11 protein-coding genes are annotated in these 16,861 nt (G+C 47.5%); 9 read left to right on the top strand and 2 right to left on the bottom strand.

Features of this window, described 5'->3' with window-relative positions:
• Positions 1–10: 10 nt before the first annotated feature.
• The 9 genes from I5M27_RS18585 (at position 11) to recJ (ending at position 13,836) form a co-directional block, all read left to right on the top strand.
• Positions 11–1,969 carry a pseudouridine synthase gene (locus I5M27_RS18585; RefSeq protein ID WP_234462497.1) on the top strand — a complete coding sequence of 653 codons (1,959 nt, stop codon included), beginning with the start codon at positions 11–13 and terminating at the stop codon, positions 1,967–1,969.
• 745 nt (positions 1,970–2,714) lie between these two features.
• Positions 2,715–3,434, top strand: a complete 720-nt coding sequence (locus I5M27_RS11140; protein ID WP_200506293.1) for a type III pantothenate kinase — start codon at positions 2,715–2,717, stop codon at positions 3,432–3,434.
• Positions 3,427–4,707 carry a hypothetical protein gene (locus tag I5M27_RS11135; protein WP_200506292.1) on the top strand — a complete coding sequence of 427 codons (1,281 nt, stop codon included), beginning with the start codon at positions 3,427–3,429 and terminating at the stop codon, positions 4,705–4,707. The genes I5M27_RS11140 and I5M27_RS11135 overlap by 8 nt, the downstream gene beginning before the upstream one ends.
• 84 nt (positions 4,708–4,791) lie before the next feature.
• On the top strand, positions 4,792–5,358 hold the full coding sequence (gene lptC / locus I5M27_RS11130) for an LPS export ABC transporter periplasmic protein LptC (protein WP_234462496.1): 567 nt from the start codon (positions 4,792–4,794) through the stop codon (positions 5,356–5,358).
• Positions 5,359–5,607: 249 nt separating this feature from the next.
• Positions 5,608–5,796, top strand: a complete 189-nt coding sequence (locus I5M27_RS11125) for a hypothetical protein (protein ID WP_200506291.1) — start codon at positions 5,608–5,610, stop codon at positions 5,794–5,796.
• Positions 5,797–5,811: 15 nt separating this feature from the next.
• Positions 5,812–7,092, top strand: coding sequence for a hemolysin family protein (locus I5M27_RS11120; protein ID WP_200506290.1), 1,281 nt, complete (start codon positions 5,812–5,814; stop codon positions 7,090–7,092).
• A gap of 89 nt (positions 7,093–7,181) precedes the next feature.
• A complete protein-coding gene (locus tag I5M27_RS11115) occupies positions 7,182–9,290 on the top strand; it encodes a peptidylprolyl isomerase (protein ID WP_200506289.1) in 2,109 nt (702 codons plus the stop codon).
• Positions 9,291–9,477: 187 nt separating this feature from the next.
• On the top strand, positions 9,478–11,310 hold the full coding sequence (locus I5M27_RS11110) for a tetratricopeptide repeat protein (RefSeq protein WP_200506288.1): 1,833 nt from the start codon (positions 9,478–9,480) through the stop codon (positions 11,308–11,310).
• An 810-nt stretch (positions 11,311–12,120) separates the two neighbouring features.
• Entirely contained in the window at positions 12,121–13,836 is a 1,716-nt protein-coding gene (recJ, locus tag I5M27_RS11105) for a single-stranded-DNA-specific exonuclease RecJ (protein ID WP_200506287.1), read from the top strand.
• Between the two features lie 707 nt (positions 13,837–14,543).
• Here recJ and I5M27_RS11100 read toward each other — a convergent pair.
• Both I5M27_RS11100 and I5M27_RS11095 read right to left on the bottom strand, forming a co-directional pair.
• Complete coding sequence (locus I5M27_RS11100; RefSeq protein ID WP_200506286.1) at positions 14,544–15,761, bottom strand: right-handed parallel beta-helix repeat-containing protein; 1,218 nt, start codon at positions 15,759–15,761, stop codon at positions 14,544–14,546.
• Positions 15,762–15,934: 173 nt separating this feature from the next.
• Positions 15,935–16,816 (bottom strand): T9SS type A sorting domain-containing protein, encoded by an 882-nt coding sequence (locus tag I5M27_RS11095; protein WP_200506285.1) that lies wholly within the window; start codon positions 16,814–16,816, stop codon positions 15,935–15,937.
• Positions 16,817–16,861: the final 45 nt, after the last annotated feature.

Raw genomic sequence — 16,861 nt, 5'->3', positions numbered from 1 at the left:
TCCAATTTAGATGGCATACAATAATTCAAGAGGCGGCTCTGGCGACAGACCAGCCAAACGTTCTTTCGGTTCTGATCGCCCAAGCAGCGGCGAAGGCAAAAAGATCTTCAACCGCAACGACAAAGGCCGTTCCTCCGATAGCCGCGACCGCAAGCCTTACGGCGACAGCCCTAGAGGCGATTATGGCGGCAAACCGCGCACCGACAGACCGTACAATGCCGATCGTGCTGACCGCCCGTTCAACAAAGAGCGCGGTTCCGATCGTCCGTACAACGCAGACCGTTCCTTCAATAAAGACCGTTCGTCTGGTTCAGATCGTCCTTACAATAAAGATCGCGCATCGGGTTCTGACCGTCCATACAATAAAGAACGTGGCTCGGATCGTCCGTACAATAAAGACCGGGCTTCTGGTTCCGACCGTCCTTACAATAAAGACCGTGGTTTCAAAAGCGACCGTCCATACGAAAACCGTTCTTCCGACCGCCCGAGCCGTTCGGAAGGTGGCGATAAAGAATTCCGCCCATACCGGCCGGCCAGCCGCAAACCAACCGACGATCGTCCTTGGGTAGCGCGTGCCGAAAGATCAGGCCAGGGTTCGGTGCCGCGTGGTGGCAAAGGTGAACGCAACCGCAGCTTTAAACCGGAGAAAGAAGAATACCGCAAACGTCAGGAAGAAAAAGGCCCGGTTCCGCACATTGGCAGCAAGAAAAGCTACTACGGTCAGAAACCAAACCCGGCCGATATGCAGGGCGACGTGCGCACCCCGTACGTGAAAAAACGCTATGATGCTGACGATAAAAAGTCGTCTGGTTCTTCAGACCGTGGTTTTTCCAAAGACCGTGGCTTCAACAAAGAAGAGCGTGGCGGCAACCGCTTTACGCCGGGCATGCGCGCATCCCGCGAAGGTCAGGGCAGAAAAGAAGGATTTGTTCCACGCGAAACCCGTGCCCCGCGCGAAGAGCGTTTCAATAAAGAAGAAAATTTTAATCCGGAAGCTGAAGGCGAGTTCCGTCCGTACCGTCCTAAAAACGATACCAGCTTTGGCGAAGAGCGTTCATCCAGAGACGATCGTTCTGCAAGAGAAGACCGACCAGCCAGAACTGAACGCCCAGCGCGCGAAGAGCGTGGTGGCCGTCCGGATCGCTATGCCGACCGTCAGAACCGCATGTCGAGAGAAGATGTAGGAGAGGCGCCTAATTATGCAGGCCTGAAACGCTATGCCGGCCGCGATAAAAACCGTTCGGAAGATCTTTCGGCCGATGGTCAGCTGCGTTTGAACCGCTATATTGCCAACGCCGGTATCTGCTCGCGCCGCGAAGCCGATGAACTGATCGCTGCCGGAGAGATCCGGGTAAACGGCGAAGTAGTTACCGAGCTGGGCTACAAAGTAAAACCAACCGACAGCGTTCAATACGGAAAAAAAAACTTAAGTCGTGAAAAATTAGTCTATGTGTTGCTGAATAAGCCGAAAGACTTTATTACCACCACCGAAGATCCGGAAGGCCGCAAAACGGTGATGGACTTGGTGAAAAATGCCTCGAAAGAACGTATTTTCCCGGTTGGCCGCTTAGACAGAAACACGACGGGCTTGTTGCTTTTCACCAACGATGGCGAACTGGCGCAGAAATTAACACACCCGAGCCACAAGAATTCGAAGATCTACCAGGTTGAATTGGATAAGCCGATCACCAAAGACGATTTCCAGAAAATTTCGGAAGGCCTGGAACTGGAAGACGGCAAAGCCATTGTAGACGACCTGGCCTTGATTGGGAATACAAACAAGTTCCTGGGCATCGAAATTCACATTGGCCGCAACCGCATTGTGCGCCGTATTTTCGAAAGCTTGGGCTACGAAGTTGTAACCCTGGACCGCGTACAATACGCCGGCCTGACCAAGAAAGACCTGCCACGCGGCAACTGGCGTTTCCTGAGTGAAAAAGAAGTGATCCGCCTGAAATATTTCTTATAGCATTCTGAAAATCCGGCAATTGTAAAGTTGCCGGATTTTTTTGCTTTGATTGAAAAGGAGATAATACAAAGATTGGTTTTATAGCCAACTATTTCGTTTTTGCTGTGACAATATTTTAAATAACAATTGACTAAAATATTTCTATAGAACAAGGCAGCTATAAAATTTAATACCGTTTACAGCAAATCATAAATATTGAGAATGAGATTCTATCCAATTCATATTTTCATTAAAGATGTATCAATTTTCATAGTCTTCTCCTCTGCCACTAAGATAAAAGCATTGAATACCTCAGAAATTTATGATGGACTATTAAGTTGGGGGGATGTAATCATCTCATCTTTGTACTTTAGTATACCAGTAATTATTATTAACCTCATTTTACAGACAGTTATTTATTTTGGATTTAAAAGCCGAATTAAAATAATAGAATGGAATAAATTTCTGGTAGGAGCTTTTCTTCACATTCCGACACTAATAATCTGGATGGTAAAATTACAAATGAGCGATTTTTGGATAGGTAGTATCTTAGCTGTTTTTCTTAGTACAACTATTTCAGGAGTCCTGTATTATTTCCTTAATAGAAGTAGTGAAAATAAATTCAGATTGGCTTAGTTATTTTCCAGATATTTTATCTGAGAATAACTTATAAGTTAAAAATGTGGGTTGAAGCCCAATAAATACTACAAAATATACTTTCCCGATGTCGCTCTTCGGAGCAAGGTTTTAACTACAGAATAACTCTATGCGCAACCTGATCATCGACATCGGTAACACCAACACCAAATTCGGAATCTTTGAAAATAACCAGCTCAAAAAGCAGGGGGTAATTTCGGAGATTTCAGCTTTGCAGCAATTGGTAGCCGAAGAAAAGCCGGAGAATATTGCGTTGGCTTCGGTAGGAATTTCGGGCGAAGAAGTGCTGAAAACGCTATCGGTTCCGGGTAAAAAAGTCGAGCTTACGCATAAGACCAAACTGCCCATTACCAATCTTTACCAAACTCCGGAAACTTTGGGGAAAGACCGTCTGGCGGCGGTTTTAGGCGCAGCGCATTTATTTCCCAAAACCGATTGCCTCGTAATTGATGCCGGAACCTGCATTACTTACGATTTCCTGGATGCTGAAGGAAATTACCACGGAGGCCTGATCGCACCGGGTTTAGCTATGAAATTTAAGGCCATGCATACGTTTACCAGCCGTTTGCCGTTTTTAGAGCAGCCGGCGTTTGTGCCCGAAATTTCGGGCAAAACCACGGCGCAGGCCATGCAAAGCGGCGTATATAACGGTACGCTGGCCGAAGCCGAAGGCATTATAAAACGCTATGAAAAACAGGCTCAAAACCTGCACATAATCCTTTGTGGCGGCGACGCTACATTTTTTGAAACTAACTTAAAAGGACGCATCTTTGCAATTCCTGAATTGGTTTTGCTCGGGCTGAATAGTTTATTGATTCCACATGCATAAGTTTTTAACGATATTTTTAGTATCTGCCGGTTTGCTGGCTACCAACACCGCCACGGCGCAAAGCCTGGGCAACTCGCCTTATTCCCGCTTCGGCATCGGCGATCTGAGCACGAACAACGGCAGTATTCGCAACTTCAGCATGGGCGGCAGCGGCGTAGCATCCCCAAACAGTTACCAGATAAACGAACTGAACCCGGCGCTGCTTTACTTCAACAACAATGTGATTTTTGAGCTGACCGTAAACAGCCAGCTTAAAACCCTGAAAGAAGACAGTCGTTCGCAACGCGACGGCAGCACCAATTTAGGCACGATTGGTTTGGCTATTCCGGTAAGCAAACGCTGGTCGGCCGCATTTGGCCTGAAGCCTTACAGCACGGTGCAATACGAAACCAACGCCGTACAGCCGGTAATAAACGACCCAGGTACGCAAGCTTTAGTGAAATACAGTGGCGAAGGCGGCTTATCGGAAGTGTATTTCGGCCACGGTGTAAAAGTTTTTAAAGACCTGACCATCGGCGCCACCGCATCATACATTTTCGGAACCATCGATAATATGTATACCACGGCGCTGCAGCGGACTAGTGGTTCCCAAACCCTTACTTCGCAGCAATTGCGTATCCGTCAGGAAACCAGCTACAGCGATTTTGCTTTTAAAACCGGTGTGGCGTATCGTCGGAAAATGGGTAAATATAACGTAGGAATCGGCGGGGTTTATAATCTGGCTACCGATCTGAATGCGGAGCGCCGCACGTATATCGAGCGCCTCAATACCTCCGGTCTGGATCAGACCCACGCCGACAGCGCCAATAAAAAAGTTACGGTTCCGGGTGGTTTTCAACTGGGCTTAAGCCTTGATAATGCCCTGAACTGGAGCGTAAGCGCCGATATTGCGCTGCAAAACTGGTCGGAATTTAAAAACTTTGAAGGCAACTCTCCGTTCGAAAATACCACGCGTTTTGGTTTAGGCGGTGAATTTGTGCCGGAACCTGCTTCGCCGAAATACCTGCGCCGCGTAACCTACCGCGCCGGTTTCAGCTACGGGCAAACGCAATACGTAATAAACAACGAGCAACTGAACGAAGCGGCTGTAACCTGGGGCTTTACTTTGCCACTCGGCCGTTCGCTTATTACCGAAAGTTCGTTCCTGAACCTGGGTTTTGCGCTGGGTAAACGCGGTACTACCGATAATAGCCTGGTGCAGGAAAACTTTATCCGGGCGCAGGTAGGGCTTTCGCTCAACAATAAGTGGTTCATTCAGCGGAAATTAGATTAAAAAAACGGTAGGGTTCGGGCAGTAAAAAGTCAGGTTGATTTTTTTTAAACCTGAAAACCCCAACGAAAGCACCAATAAATATAAATGGGCCTGATGCAGAAAAACGTTCCGGATAAAAGCTGGCAGCTTGGTTTTTGGCTGCTGAGCCTGGTTTTGCTGCTGAACGCCGGTTGCGGCCCGGCTACGCAAGACCCGGACAAGCAGCCCAAATATACCGGTCCGATCATGGAAACGGCCGACGTAAAAACGCTTTATTCCGATTCGGCGCGCCTGAAAATTAAGCTCAACGCGCCTTTGCAGCAGCAATACGAAAGCGGCGACGGCATTTATCCGAAAGGATTTAACTTAACCTTCCTGGATGAACTGGGCCGCATAACCACCACGCTGCAGGCCAACTACGGCAAATACGATAAAGAATCCGATTCTTACCTGGCCCGTGGCAACGTAGTAGTTAAAAACATAGCCAAAAACGAAACGCTGGAAACCGAAGAATTGCGCTGGCACAAGCAACAACAGAAGATCCGCACCAATAAATTTGTAAAGATCCGCACCGCCGACGAAATTCTGACCGGCCACGGCCTGGAGGCCAACCAGGATTTTTCGCGCTACCGCATTTTAAAACCATCCGGCATTTTCTCGGTGAAAGAGTAACTTAATTGTTGAATTGTTGAATTGTTAAATGGCTGAATGGTTAAATGGTTTTTTAATTAAATTCTTGAAAGAAAGGATGAATGCATAAAAGAATCACTGAATCTTTAAATGCCGCTATTTGCTCTTTCAGCCATTCAGCCATTCAACCATTCAGCCATTTAACCATTCAACCATTTAAAAAAAACGCTATTCTTTTTCACTAAAAAAGTAAAGCCGGTAGCCAATAACCATTAACCAATTACCAAAATCGTGTCGCTTAAACAAACTATATTTATATCTTTAACCATTGTTTCCTTTATTATCGGGGTGCACCGCGTACTGATCGATATGCAAACCGTATCCGTTTCTGAAGCGATCGGGTATAACTACTGGATCTTTATGATCTCCATTGCCTTTATTACCATTTTCCGTTACAACAGAAAAAAACAGAATTCTTAAGCCCATTAATAATTTATGAGCGACCCCGGTCCCATTTTGCTGCTGATTTTTTTCTTTCTGCTGATAAGCTTTTTCACCACCGCCGAAGTAGCCTATCTGCGGCCGGCTAAATTTTCCTTCGATCTGGGTTCCAAACGCACGTCCTGGTCTGAGCGCCTCACCGACTGGCTGCTTGACCATCGGTTGCGCGTAGCCGCTATTTGCCTGGTAGGCCGCCTGATTGCCATGGTAGGCTCCGGCGTTATTCTGGCTTCCTGGCTTTATTACCGTTTGTGGCAAAACCCCGAACTCTCGGCCATTGGTTATTCGGCAATAGCGGTAATTGTGGCAGCAATTATCCTTTTCTTATCGCGCTGGCTTATTCCTAAAGTTTTTATTGGCATTTACGGCCACGAATTGCTGCAGGCTTTTGCGCTGCCCTTAACCGTTTTCTATTACCTGTTTTACCCGCTGGTGCAGTTCGTAACCGGGTTTAACCGCTTTGTAACCGGCAAAGTAGCCCGCGTAAATTATTCCAAAGAAAAACCGGCTTTTGCGGCTACCAACCTGGAAGAACACATTCGTCGCAGCGCCGACCCGGCCCAGACCGAAGAAATGCCGGAAATAGATACCCGCATCCTGGAAAATGCCCTGGAATTTAAAACCGTAAAAGTGCGGGAATGCATGGTGCCCCGCACCGAAATTGAAGCGGTGGAAATTTCTGACAGCATTGAAGACCTCCGCCAACTTTTCATTGAGAGCGGGCATTCCAAAATCCTGGTCTATAAAGAAACCATCGATAATATCATCGGCTATTGTCACCAGCTTTCGCTTTTCCGCAAACCAGCTGCTATAGAAGAAATTCTGACGCCGGTAACCGTTATTCCGGAAAACATGCTGGCCAATGAGCTGCTCGTGAAATTTATTAAAGACCACCGCAGCATGGCCTTAGTGGTAGATGAATTTGGCGGAACCTCGGGTATTGTAACTGTAGAAGACGTGATTGAAGAGATTTTCGGCGAAATTGAAGACGAATACGACAAAGACGAACTCGTGGAGCAAGTGTTGCCGGAACCGAATACGTATCTTTTCAGCGCGCGCCACGAAATAGATTACCTGAACGAAAAATACGGTTTCGAGCTTCCGGAAGGCGATTATGAAACATTGGGCGGCTTTATTTTATCGGTAAACGAAGATATTCCGAATGCCGGCGATGTTATTCCGGTGCCGCCTTTTACCATAACCGTGCTTACCATGGATGAGAACCGGATAAACACCGTGCGGTTCACCATGCACCCGGAGCAGACCGAAGCCTGATAATCAGCGTTTACGGGGAAATTTCGCAAAATTTTGAACTTACGGGATATTCTCATTATTTTGCAATTCTTTTACAATTTAACTTATCAATGGCAGTAATTAACAAAATCAGGGAGAAGTCTGGCTGGGCAGTAGGTGCTATTGCCGTAGGCTTGCTTATTTTCATGGTATTAGGCGATTTGCTCGGTCCTAATTCCAGATTGTTCGGGCGTGGCGATACCATCGTTGGCGAAATAGCCGGCAAAGAAATTACCATTCAGGAGTTCGACGAAACTTTGGAAGGTATAAAACGCAATTATGCTGCCCAGAATGGCAAACAGCCCGGCGAAGAAGAAATGGCTCCACTACGGGAACAAGCCTGGAACCAGCTGATCTTTAAAGTAGCTTTTCAGAAGGAATTTGAGCGTTTAGGCTTAACAGTTACCGAAGAAGAACTGGTAGACATGGTACAGGGTAACCACATTCACCCGGCCATTCAGCAGGCATTTGTAAACCCGCAAACGCAGCAGTTCGATCGTGCGTCGGTTATCGATTACCTGAGCAAGTTAGACCAGCAGCCAGCCGAACAGCAGGCCGCCTGGCACCAGTTCGAACAGGGTTTAGGCCCGGACCGGATGCGCATTAAATACGATAACCTGATCAAACAATCGGCTTACGTAACTACTCAGGAAGCGAAAAACTTTAACGACGAGCAGAATGCAGCTGCCAGCGTAAAATACTTATACATTCCATATTTCACCTTATCCGATTCGGCTTTTAAAGTAACCGACGAGGAGCTGAAAGCTTACCTGGATAAAAACAAAGACAGATACAAATCGGAAGATGCCCGCAGCTTCGAGTACGTAACCATCCCGGTGCGTCCTTCGGAAGAAGATGCGAAAGCGGCCAAAGAAGAAATTGCTGAATTAACCAAGCAGTTTCAGGCTTCCACCAACGATTCGGCTTTTGCCGTAGCCAATTCCGATGCGCCTTTCAACCCGGCTTATGTAAACATTGGCGAGCTTCCTGAAAAACTGAAAAACGAAACCTTAACCGAAGGCCAGGTTTTTGGTCCTTACGAAGAGAACGGCGTTTATACGATTCACAAAGTAACCGATATTAAAGATGGCGGTGCAGCTTCTATCCGGGCAAGCCACATTCTGTTCAAGCCTGCTGCCGAAACGCCGGAAGCAAAAGCAGAAGCCAAGAAAAAAGCTGAGGATGTGCTGGCGCAAATTAAAGGCGGAGCTGATTTTGCCGCTATGGCCCGTCAGCACGGTTCCGATGGGACGGCTTCACAGGGCGGCGATTTAGGCTGGTTCCGCGAAGGCAATATGGTTCCTGAATTCGAAAAAGCAGTTTTTGGTGCTAAATCTACCGGCTTGCTGCCAACCCTGGTAGAAACCAGCTTCGGTTACCACATTGTAAAAGTTACCGAACCAAAAACTACCCGCAGCTACCAGGTCGCTACCATTACCCGCAACATTTCTTCGTCTGACGATACCCGCGATGCCGCTTACCGCAAGGCCGATGAACTGGCTGGTTTAAGCAAATCGCCGGAAGATTTCAAAGCGAACATCGAGAAAGATAAGTCGCTGATGAAAGCAGAAGCGAAAAGCATTAGAGCAAACGATCGTTTCGTAAATAACCTGGCCAATGCTCGTGAATTAGTACGCTGGGCGTTCCGCGAAGACACCAAAGTAGGCTCCGTTTCGCCGGCTTTTGAAGTAGACGACCAGTTTGTGGTAGCAGTTTTAACCGGCAAAACCAAAAAAGGCGAAGCTAATATCGATGCCCGCCGCGAGGAACTGACCGCTGCGGTTCGCAACGAAAAGAAAGCCCAGCAGATCATGGAGAAACTGAAAGGCGCCAGCGGTTCTTTAGAGCAGATTGCCTCTAAATACGGTCCGGAAGCGCAGGTTCGTACTTCAGAAAATGTAAACTTTGGCTCAGGCGCAATTGAAGGCGTAGGGCTGGAGCCGGTTGCTGTAGGCCAGGTATTCGGTCTGAAACCAGGCAAACGTACCGGTGCTATTGAAGGCCAGTCGGGCGTAATGATGATGGAACTGCAGAATATTACGCCTGCCCAGGCGCCTGCAGACCTGAACATGCTGAAACAGCAAATGCTGGTTGGTCGCAAAGGCCGTTTAGACAATGCCGTTTACGAAGCAGTAAAAGCCAGTGCCGATATTAAAGATTCCCGCGTAAAATTCTTCTAAACCGCAAAACGGTATGGATTTTACCTCAAAAAGCTGCTCCCGAAAAGGAGCAGCTTTTTTATTTGTCTGCAGGCTGCACAGTTTCGAAGGAAATTGCGTTATATTGAATAGTAAATTTTGCTTCTTTCGGTTACGGCAAGAGATTCTCTGAAACGAACAAAGAGCAACGAATAACGAACAACGAAAAATGATGCGAGCACTTTTTTGCCCGAAAATGATAGCGTTTTTGCTGCTGCTGCTCTGTAGTTTCGGCGCGGTTGCGCAGCAGAAAAACCGCAGCGAAGAAAAGCTGGCCAAAGAATATTTTGAGCAGCGTGATTTTGCCAAAGCCGAAGCGATCTACGAAAAACTGATAGAAGATAACGCGCGGTTTACTTACCTGTACCCCAATTACCTGCAAACCCTGCTGGCGCTAAAGAAATTTAAGCCGGCCGAAAAGCTGGTGAAAAAAGCCATAAAAAAAGTGCCCGATAACCCCGATTATGAAATTGACCTGGGTTTGGTTTATAAAGCTGCCGGCAAAACCGAAGACAGCCAGAAGCAATTCGATAAAATGATCAGCCAGCTTACCGCGCCCAAAGTGCGGGCAACGGCAGCCGCCTTCAGTGAGAAAAATCTGCCCGAATACGTTGAGAAAACCTATTTGCAGGGCCGCAAACTGGAGAACAACAACCTGGCTTACTACAGCGATCTGATCCAGCATTATACGGTGCAGAAGCAAACTGATAAAGTAATGGGCGAGGTGCTGGGTTTGGTAGAAGTGAATCCGGGGCAGGCGGGTTACGCGCAAAACATGCTGCAAAACAGCCTCAAAGACGAAAAGGAGTTTGAAGCCCTGGAACGCGTGCTGATCTCGAAAGTGCAGAAAAACCCGGACCAGAAGGTATTGAGCGAATTACTGCTTTGGGTTTATCTGCAACGGAAAGACTTTGGCAGCGCACTGATCCAGGCCCGTGCCATGGACCGCCGTAACCGTGAAAACGGGGTGCGCATTTTTGAACTGGGCGCGATCAGCCTGAAAAACGGCGATTACGAAAGCGCGATCGAAGCCTACGAATACCTTACTAAAGAATATCCTTCGGGCCAGTATTACGCCATGGCGCGCCAGCGCTTACTCAATGCCCGCGAAGAACAGGTTAAAAACAGCTTCCCGATCGAGCCGCAAAAGATCAGGACCCTGATCACGGAATACCAGCAGTTATTAACTGAATTCGGGAAAAATCCGCAGACGGCCGAAGCCATGAAAAACCAAGCCATGCTGCATGCTTTTTACCTCGATGAAAAAGATAAAGCCATTGTTTTGCTGGAAGAAGTGATCAATACTCCCCGCGCCAATGCCGATCTGGTAGCACAGGCCAAGATCAGCTTAGGCGATATTTATTTGCTGAAAGGCGAACCCTGGGAAGCAACCTTGCTTTATTCGCAGGTAGAAAAATCGCATAAGGAAACTACCATCGGGCACGAAGCCAAACTGCGTAACGCCCGGCTGAGTTACTACAAAGGCGATTTTGAACTGGCGCAGGCCCACCTGGACATTCTGAAACTGGCTACCAGCCGCGAAATAGCCAACGATGCCATGGAATTAAGCTTGCTCATTACCGACAATACCGGCCTCGATACTTCTACAGTTGCCATGGAAGCTTACGCGGAAGCTGATCTGATGCTTTTTCAGAATAAGTTTGCGCAAGCCATTCAGAAACTCGACCAGATCCTGAAGCAATACCCAAACCACAACCTGGCCGATGAGATCTATTTTCAGAAAGCGAAGATATTTTTGCGGCAAGGCAATTACACCGATGCGCTTTTCAGCCTGGCTAAAATCACGGCCAACTACAGCGACGATATTTTAGCCGACGATGCCCTGTTTCTGACCGCCAAAATCACCGAGGAAAACCTGAAAGACACAGCTACTGCCCAGAAACTCTACAACGATCTGCTCCTGAAGTTTCCGGGAAGTACCTATTCAGTAGAAGCCCGCAAACGTTTCCGGAAACTCCGCGGCGATGCAGTGGTAAATTGAACCCATCCCAACAGCTAAATCAGTGGAGGACTTAAAACCGTCAGCTAAAGTAAGCGGCAATCAAGTCTGAACTATGATTTATTGATTATGGTGATTTTTGTCTGAATACGATTTTAAGGATTTTTGGGATGGACAGGATTATTTTTGATTTGCTTTCCCGCATTCCGCCAGCGCAGCGTATCCTGAAAATCACGCTATCCAGAAAACTAAACTAAAAAGAAGCTGGCTACGAAGGCAAACCGATACCAGTTTCTGTGAGAGCGGCCTCCAAGACTTCCGGTGCCGACGCAGGAGGCAGCCCGCAAGGGCAGGAAGGGTTGCAGCCGCGAACGCAGAAACGAAGCCACCCGGCTTGAGGGAGAAAGTAAACTATGGAAGTAAAATTCTGGTAGTTAAGAACAGAAGCTAGCTATGAAAACGGTATCCTTTCAGGCTCAAAAACTCAATAGCAAACTAACTTATTCGCTTAAAGAGATCCCTCCTATCGTCGGGATGACGGAAAAAGCCGAGATGACCGAAAGGAAAACGCTATGCTTTCCGCTTTAAAAACCCTGAAAAGTTAACGGAAGAAAACAAAAAGAATGATCAGGAAAATGATAAACGACAGGTACATCAGCACATCGGTCTGGGCATAATCTTTATATTTCTCGTAAATTCCTTTAAGCTTCTTCACTTCAAATTTTCGTTTATCTGCTGCAAAAATACGCACATTTTACCGCAAAGTCCATGGCTCGCCAAAACCGGATTGATGTTTACCGGAACTAATTTCTTATTTTTGTATTCTATAGTCTAAATAAAAGTACCGGAAGGATGGAGAAAAGATGGGTTTATAAAGCGGCGCCGGCCCCTGAAAAAGTGGAAAGTCTGGCAAAGAGCCTGTCTATTCACGAAAAGATCGCAACCATACTTTGTCAGCGCGATATCTGCACTTTCGATGAAGCCAAAGCTTATTTCCGCCCTTCTTTAGAAGACCTTCACGACCCTTTTCTGATGAAGGACATGCACCTGGCTGTAAACCGGCTGAACGATGCACTTCATAACGGCGAAAAGATCCTGATCTACGGCGATTACGATGTAGATGGCACCACTTCCGTAGCCATGGCTTACAAATATCTGCAGCCGTATTTCCAGGGGAAAATAGATTACTACATTCCCGACCGTTACAAAGAAGGCTACGGCGTTTCTACAGATGGAATAAACTGGGCTGCGGAAAATGATTTTAAGCTCATCATCAGCCTCGATTGCGGCATAAAATCAGTAGATAAAGTAGCGTACGCCAAAGAAAAAGGCATCGATTTTATTATCTGCGACCACCATTTACCTGACGACCAGATTCCGGCGGCCGTAGCCGTGCTCGATCCGAAGCAAACGGACTGCCCTTATCCTTATAAACACCTTTCGGGTTGCGGCGTTGGGTTCAAGCTCATGCAGGCGTTCAGCATGCAGAATAATTTAGATACCGACGAACTTTACGCCCTGCTCGATTTTGCCGTAATTTCTATTGCCGCCGATATTGTGCCGATTACCGGCGAAAACCGCATTCTGGCCTATTTCGGTTTGCGTTTACTGAATTCCGGTGCGCCTTTACGTCCGGGTCTGGAAGCGCTGAAAGAACTGGCGGCTTTAAAGGAGGACCTCGATATTAACAGCATCGTGTTTGGGTTTGCGCCGCGCATAAACGCTGCCGGCCGCATGGGCGATGCCAAGCGTTCGGTGGCCATGCTGCTGGCCAAAACCAAAGAAGAAGCCTTCGAGGAAGCCAAAAGCATTAACGAATCGAACCAGAACCGCCGGGTGCACGACACCAATATTACCAAGGAAGCGCTGGAAATGATTGAAGGCGATAGTTTTCTCCGGAAATCGAAATCGACGGTGCTTTACAAGGAAACCTGGCATAAAGGAGTGGTAGGCATTGTGGCTTCGCGCTGCATTGAACGTTATTACCGGCCCACCATTATTCTTACAGCTTCTAACGATGGCATGGCTTCCGGCTCCGCGCGCTCGGTACACGGCTTCGATGTGCACAGCGCGATTGTGGAATGTTCGGATCTGTTAGAGCAATTTGGCGGGCACATGTATGCGGCCGGCTTAACCATGAAAGTGGAAAACGTACCGGCTTTCCGGGAGCGTTTTGAGGAAATTGTGGCCCGTACCATTACCGAAGAGCAGCAAACGCCGCAGGTAGAAATAGATGTGCCGCTTAATTTTAAAGAAATTACCCCATCGTTTTTCCGGATCCTGAACCAGATGCAGCCTTTCGGACCGGGCAACATGGCGCCGGTATTTTCTTCGGAGTGCGTGTACGATACCGGCAGCTGCCGTGTAGTAGGCGATACGCATTTAAAGTTGCGCCTTACGCAAGATGGTTTTACTGAATTTGATGCGATCGCTTTTGGCATGGCCGACCATTACCCGAAAATCCTGAAAGGCATCCCTTTTGATGTGTGCTACTGCGTAGAGCAGAATGTTTTTCGGGGAGTGATTTCGTTGCAGCTGCGGATTAAGGATATTCGGTTTCAAAGTTGATTTTATAGAGTTTTTAAGGTCTTAAGCATAGCGTTTTTCTTTCGGTCATCCCGGCTTTTTCTGTCATCCCGACGATAGGAGGGATCTCTTTAAGCTAAGAAGAAGGTTTTTTTATTGAGTTTTTGAGCTTGAAAGCATACCGTTTTCATAGCTAGCTTCTGTTCTTAACTACCAGCATTTTACTTTCAATGAAGCTTTTTCCCTCAAGCCGGGCGGCTTCGTTTCTGCGTTCGCGGCTGCAACCCTTCCTGCCCTTGCGGGCTGCCTGTGGCACCGGAAGTCTTGGAGGCCGCTCGCACAGAAACTGGTGTCAGCTTGCCTTCGTAGTTCGCTTCTTTTTAGTTTACTTTTCTTCAGTCCTTGATTTCAGGAAACGCTGCGCTGGCGATTGGCGTGAAATGAATATGTAAAAAGGACACCCACAAGGGCTGTTCCTAGCGATACATTCTGTTTGTTGATTTTGTAAATTCTCAAATTGGCTACACCGAACTTCGTTTCTGTAAATTCTGATTCAGACAAAATCCTGCAGTCCCACGAATCCTGGAAATCATCATTCAGACATATAATCCTGTCCATCCTATAAATCTCTTAAAATCGTGTTCAGACTTCTTTGCCATTTTCTTTAGCTGACAGCTTAAAAAAAATCCTCCCCTGAATTAGAGGAGGATTAAGGTGGGGTTAATCCTGAAAGTCAGCGATTGCAGCGATTATATCTCGTAATAAACGTTGCCCTGGGTATTGCCGGTAAACGTGTTTACTGTTTCCACATCGGCGTTCAGCACGCCTTTATTACCGAACACGTGAATGCCGTAGCCGCCACTCTGGCTGATCTCGGAGTTGCGCACTTCCAGGCTGGTGGCCGAAGTTCCGAAAAGCCCGATGGCTGCTTTGGTGCCGCCAAATAAAGCTTTTCCGCCGGCATGCTGGATTTTAACGTGGTCTAAGACATTGAGCGCGCTGCGGGTATAAACTACCAGGCCATTCCAGGTGCCGGTGGCTTTTACGGTGCCCGTAAATACGATCTTTTTAGCAGCTGTGCCTACGGCATTCAGGTAACCATTGGTTTCAATATTTATTTGCTTGTCTTCCGCCATTTCTATGGTAGTACCGGGTTTGAGTTTCCAGCCGGTGCGGATGCCCACAGTTGCCAAAAACCGGATCGGCGTGCCATCGGTAAAAGCCGGCCAGGTAATTTCGTTGTTGCCGGTTAAAAGCGAACCCCGCACTTCTACTGCGTTGCGACCGTTATTATTGGTATAAATACTGGCTTCATCGAGAACGGCTACGTGGTTGGCCGCTACCTGCAACGGTGCTTCCTGGTTATAGCTGAAAACATTGTTGGCAAACGTAACCGGAATGCTGTTGTCGCGCAGGTACATGCCAAAACCGCCGCTCTGCGAAACCGTGGAATTGCTTACCGAAACGCGGGCATTTTCAAATAAGGCGACGGCCGTTTTCTGGTTGTCGAGCATGGCTTTGCTGCCGGCGTGCAGAATTTCGGCGTGCGAAATTTCGTTGACGCTGGCGGCGGAATAAATAATAATACCGCTCCAGAAACCCTTCTGCGCCGTCTGGCCAATAAAGCGGATCTTCTTTTCGGCCGTGCCTTTGGCAATCAAGCTGCCGGTAGTGTTCAGGTCAACGCGGGCATCCTGCGCAAAACCGATCACCACGCCCGGTTTTAGGGTAAGTTTGGCATCTATCCGGATGTTGCTGTTTACCAGGTAATCGGCTTTGGCTGGGTCGGTGTTGCGGTCTTGTAAAACAGTATCAGCCAGTACATTGGTCAGCACCAGCGCCGGCAAATTATTTACTGGCTGGGTGCCGGGATTTGGGTTTGGTTTCGGAGCATCTTCCTCTTTGCAGGAAGTGAAAATTAAGGCGGCGGGAAGGACGAATAAGGCTAATTTTTTAAAAGAAAACATAGTTTTAAGTTAAGGTTTAGAATAAAAAACTGAATAAAAAAGCGTAAAGCGGTACCATGCCTGCCAAATGCGTAGGGACAAATGGCAGGCTGTTTGGGTACTGATTCAGAAGTTTTAGAGAAAAAGGAGAGAGGCGGAAAATCGTGTTTGCAGGAGTTTTAGGGCTTAAAACCCTAGCGTTTTACAAACCGGAAGGTCTGGCTGCCGCTGGCTGATTCTAAAGTAGCCAGGTAAAGGCCGGTCTTAAGTTCATCGGTGTTTATTGCAATGGTATTGGCGCCGGCTTGCAGCGTGTTCAGCGGCATGGTTTTTACTTCTTTGCCTACCATATCGCGGATGGTTAACGTAGCTTTTTCTGCTTTGGGCGCCGTAAACTTTAACGTGGCTTGCTGGTTGCCGGAAACCGGGTTGGGATAGAAAGTAAGCTCCGGGAAAGCTGTATTTTCTTTGGTGCCAAGCAGATATATAAACGAAAGATCATCGATTAACACGTGGGTATTGGCTTCCTGCGGAAAGTACATGAAATAAATGATCGCCGAATCGGGGGTGACATTGCTGGTATATTGAATGTTGGCGGTAAAGGGTTTGAAGCTGTTCGGGGAGCTATCGAGTTCTGCCATGCCAAAGCCAATGGTGTCGGTTTTAGTGCCGTTCCATTTGGTCATGAAAACGAAAGTCTGGCCAAAATCATTCGGGTCGGTAACTACGCCCGAGGTCTGGAAAAAGCCGGTAAAACCCTGTGGCTGCGCATTCGGGCCCATATTAAAGGTGGTCATTAAATCGACGCCCATACTATCGGAGTTGCTGGAAAGCTGAAGCGCAAAGCTGCCGCTGTTCTTGGTAGTAGATTTGTCAACGTTGGGTTTAACCCCGATGGTGGTCAGTAGCCCTGAAAGAAAGCCTAGTTCCCATTTTTGGGGAATCTGGTAAGTATACGGTCCGGACATGCCAACACCGGCTTTGGTTTGCCAGTTTTCCATGCTGCTGTTTGGGGTCTGGGCAAAAGAAGTTGCTGCAAACGCCATTGCGATTGCGAGGGTAAATAGTTTTTTCATGGTTTTATTAGACTAATAAGATTGGTGATTGGAACTTGTAATAAA

This window comes from Adhaeribacter terrigena, from assembly GCF_016623615.1.
GTDB lineage: Bacteria > Bacteroidota > Bacteroidia > Cytophagales > Hymenobacteraceae > Adhaeribacter_A > Adhaeribacter_A terrigena.
This window is presented reverse-complemented; position numbering and strand designations above follow the sequence as displayed.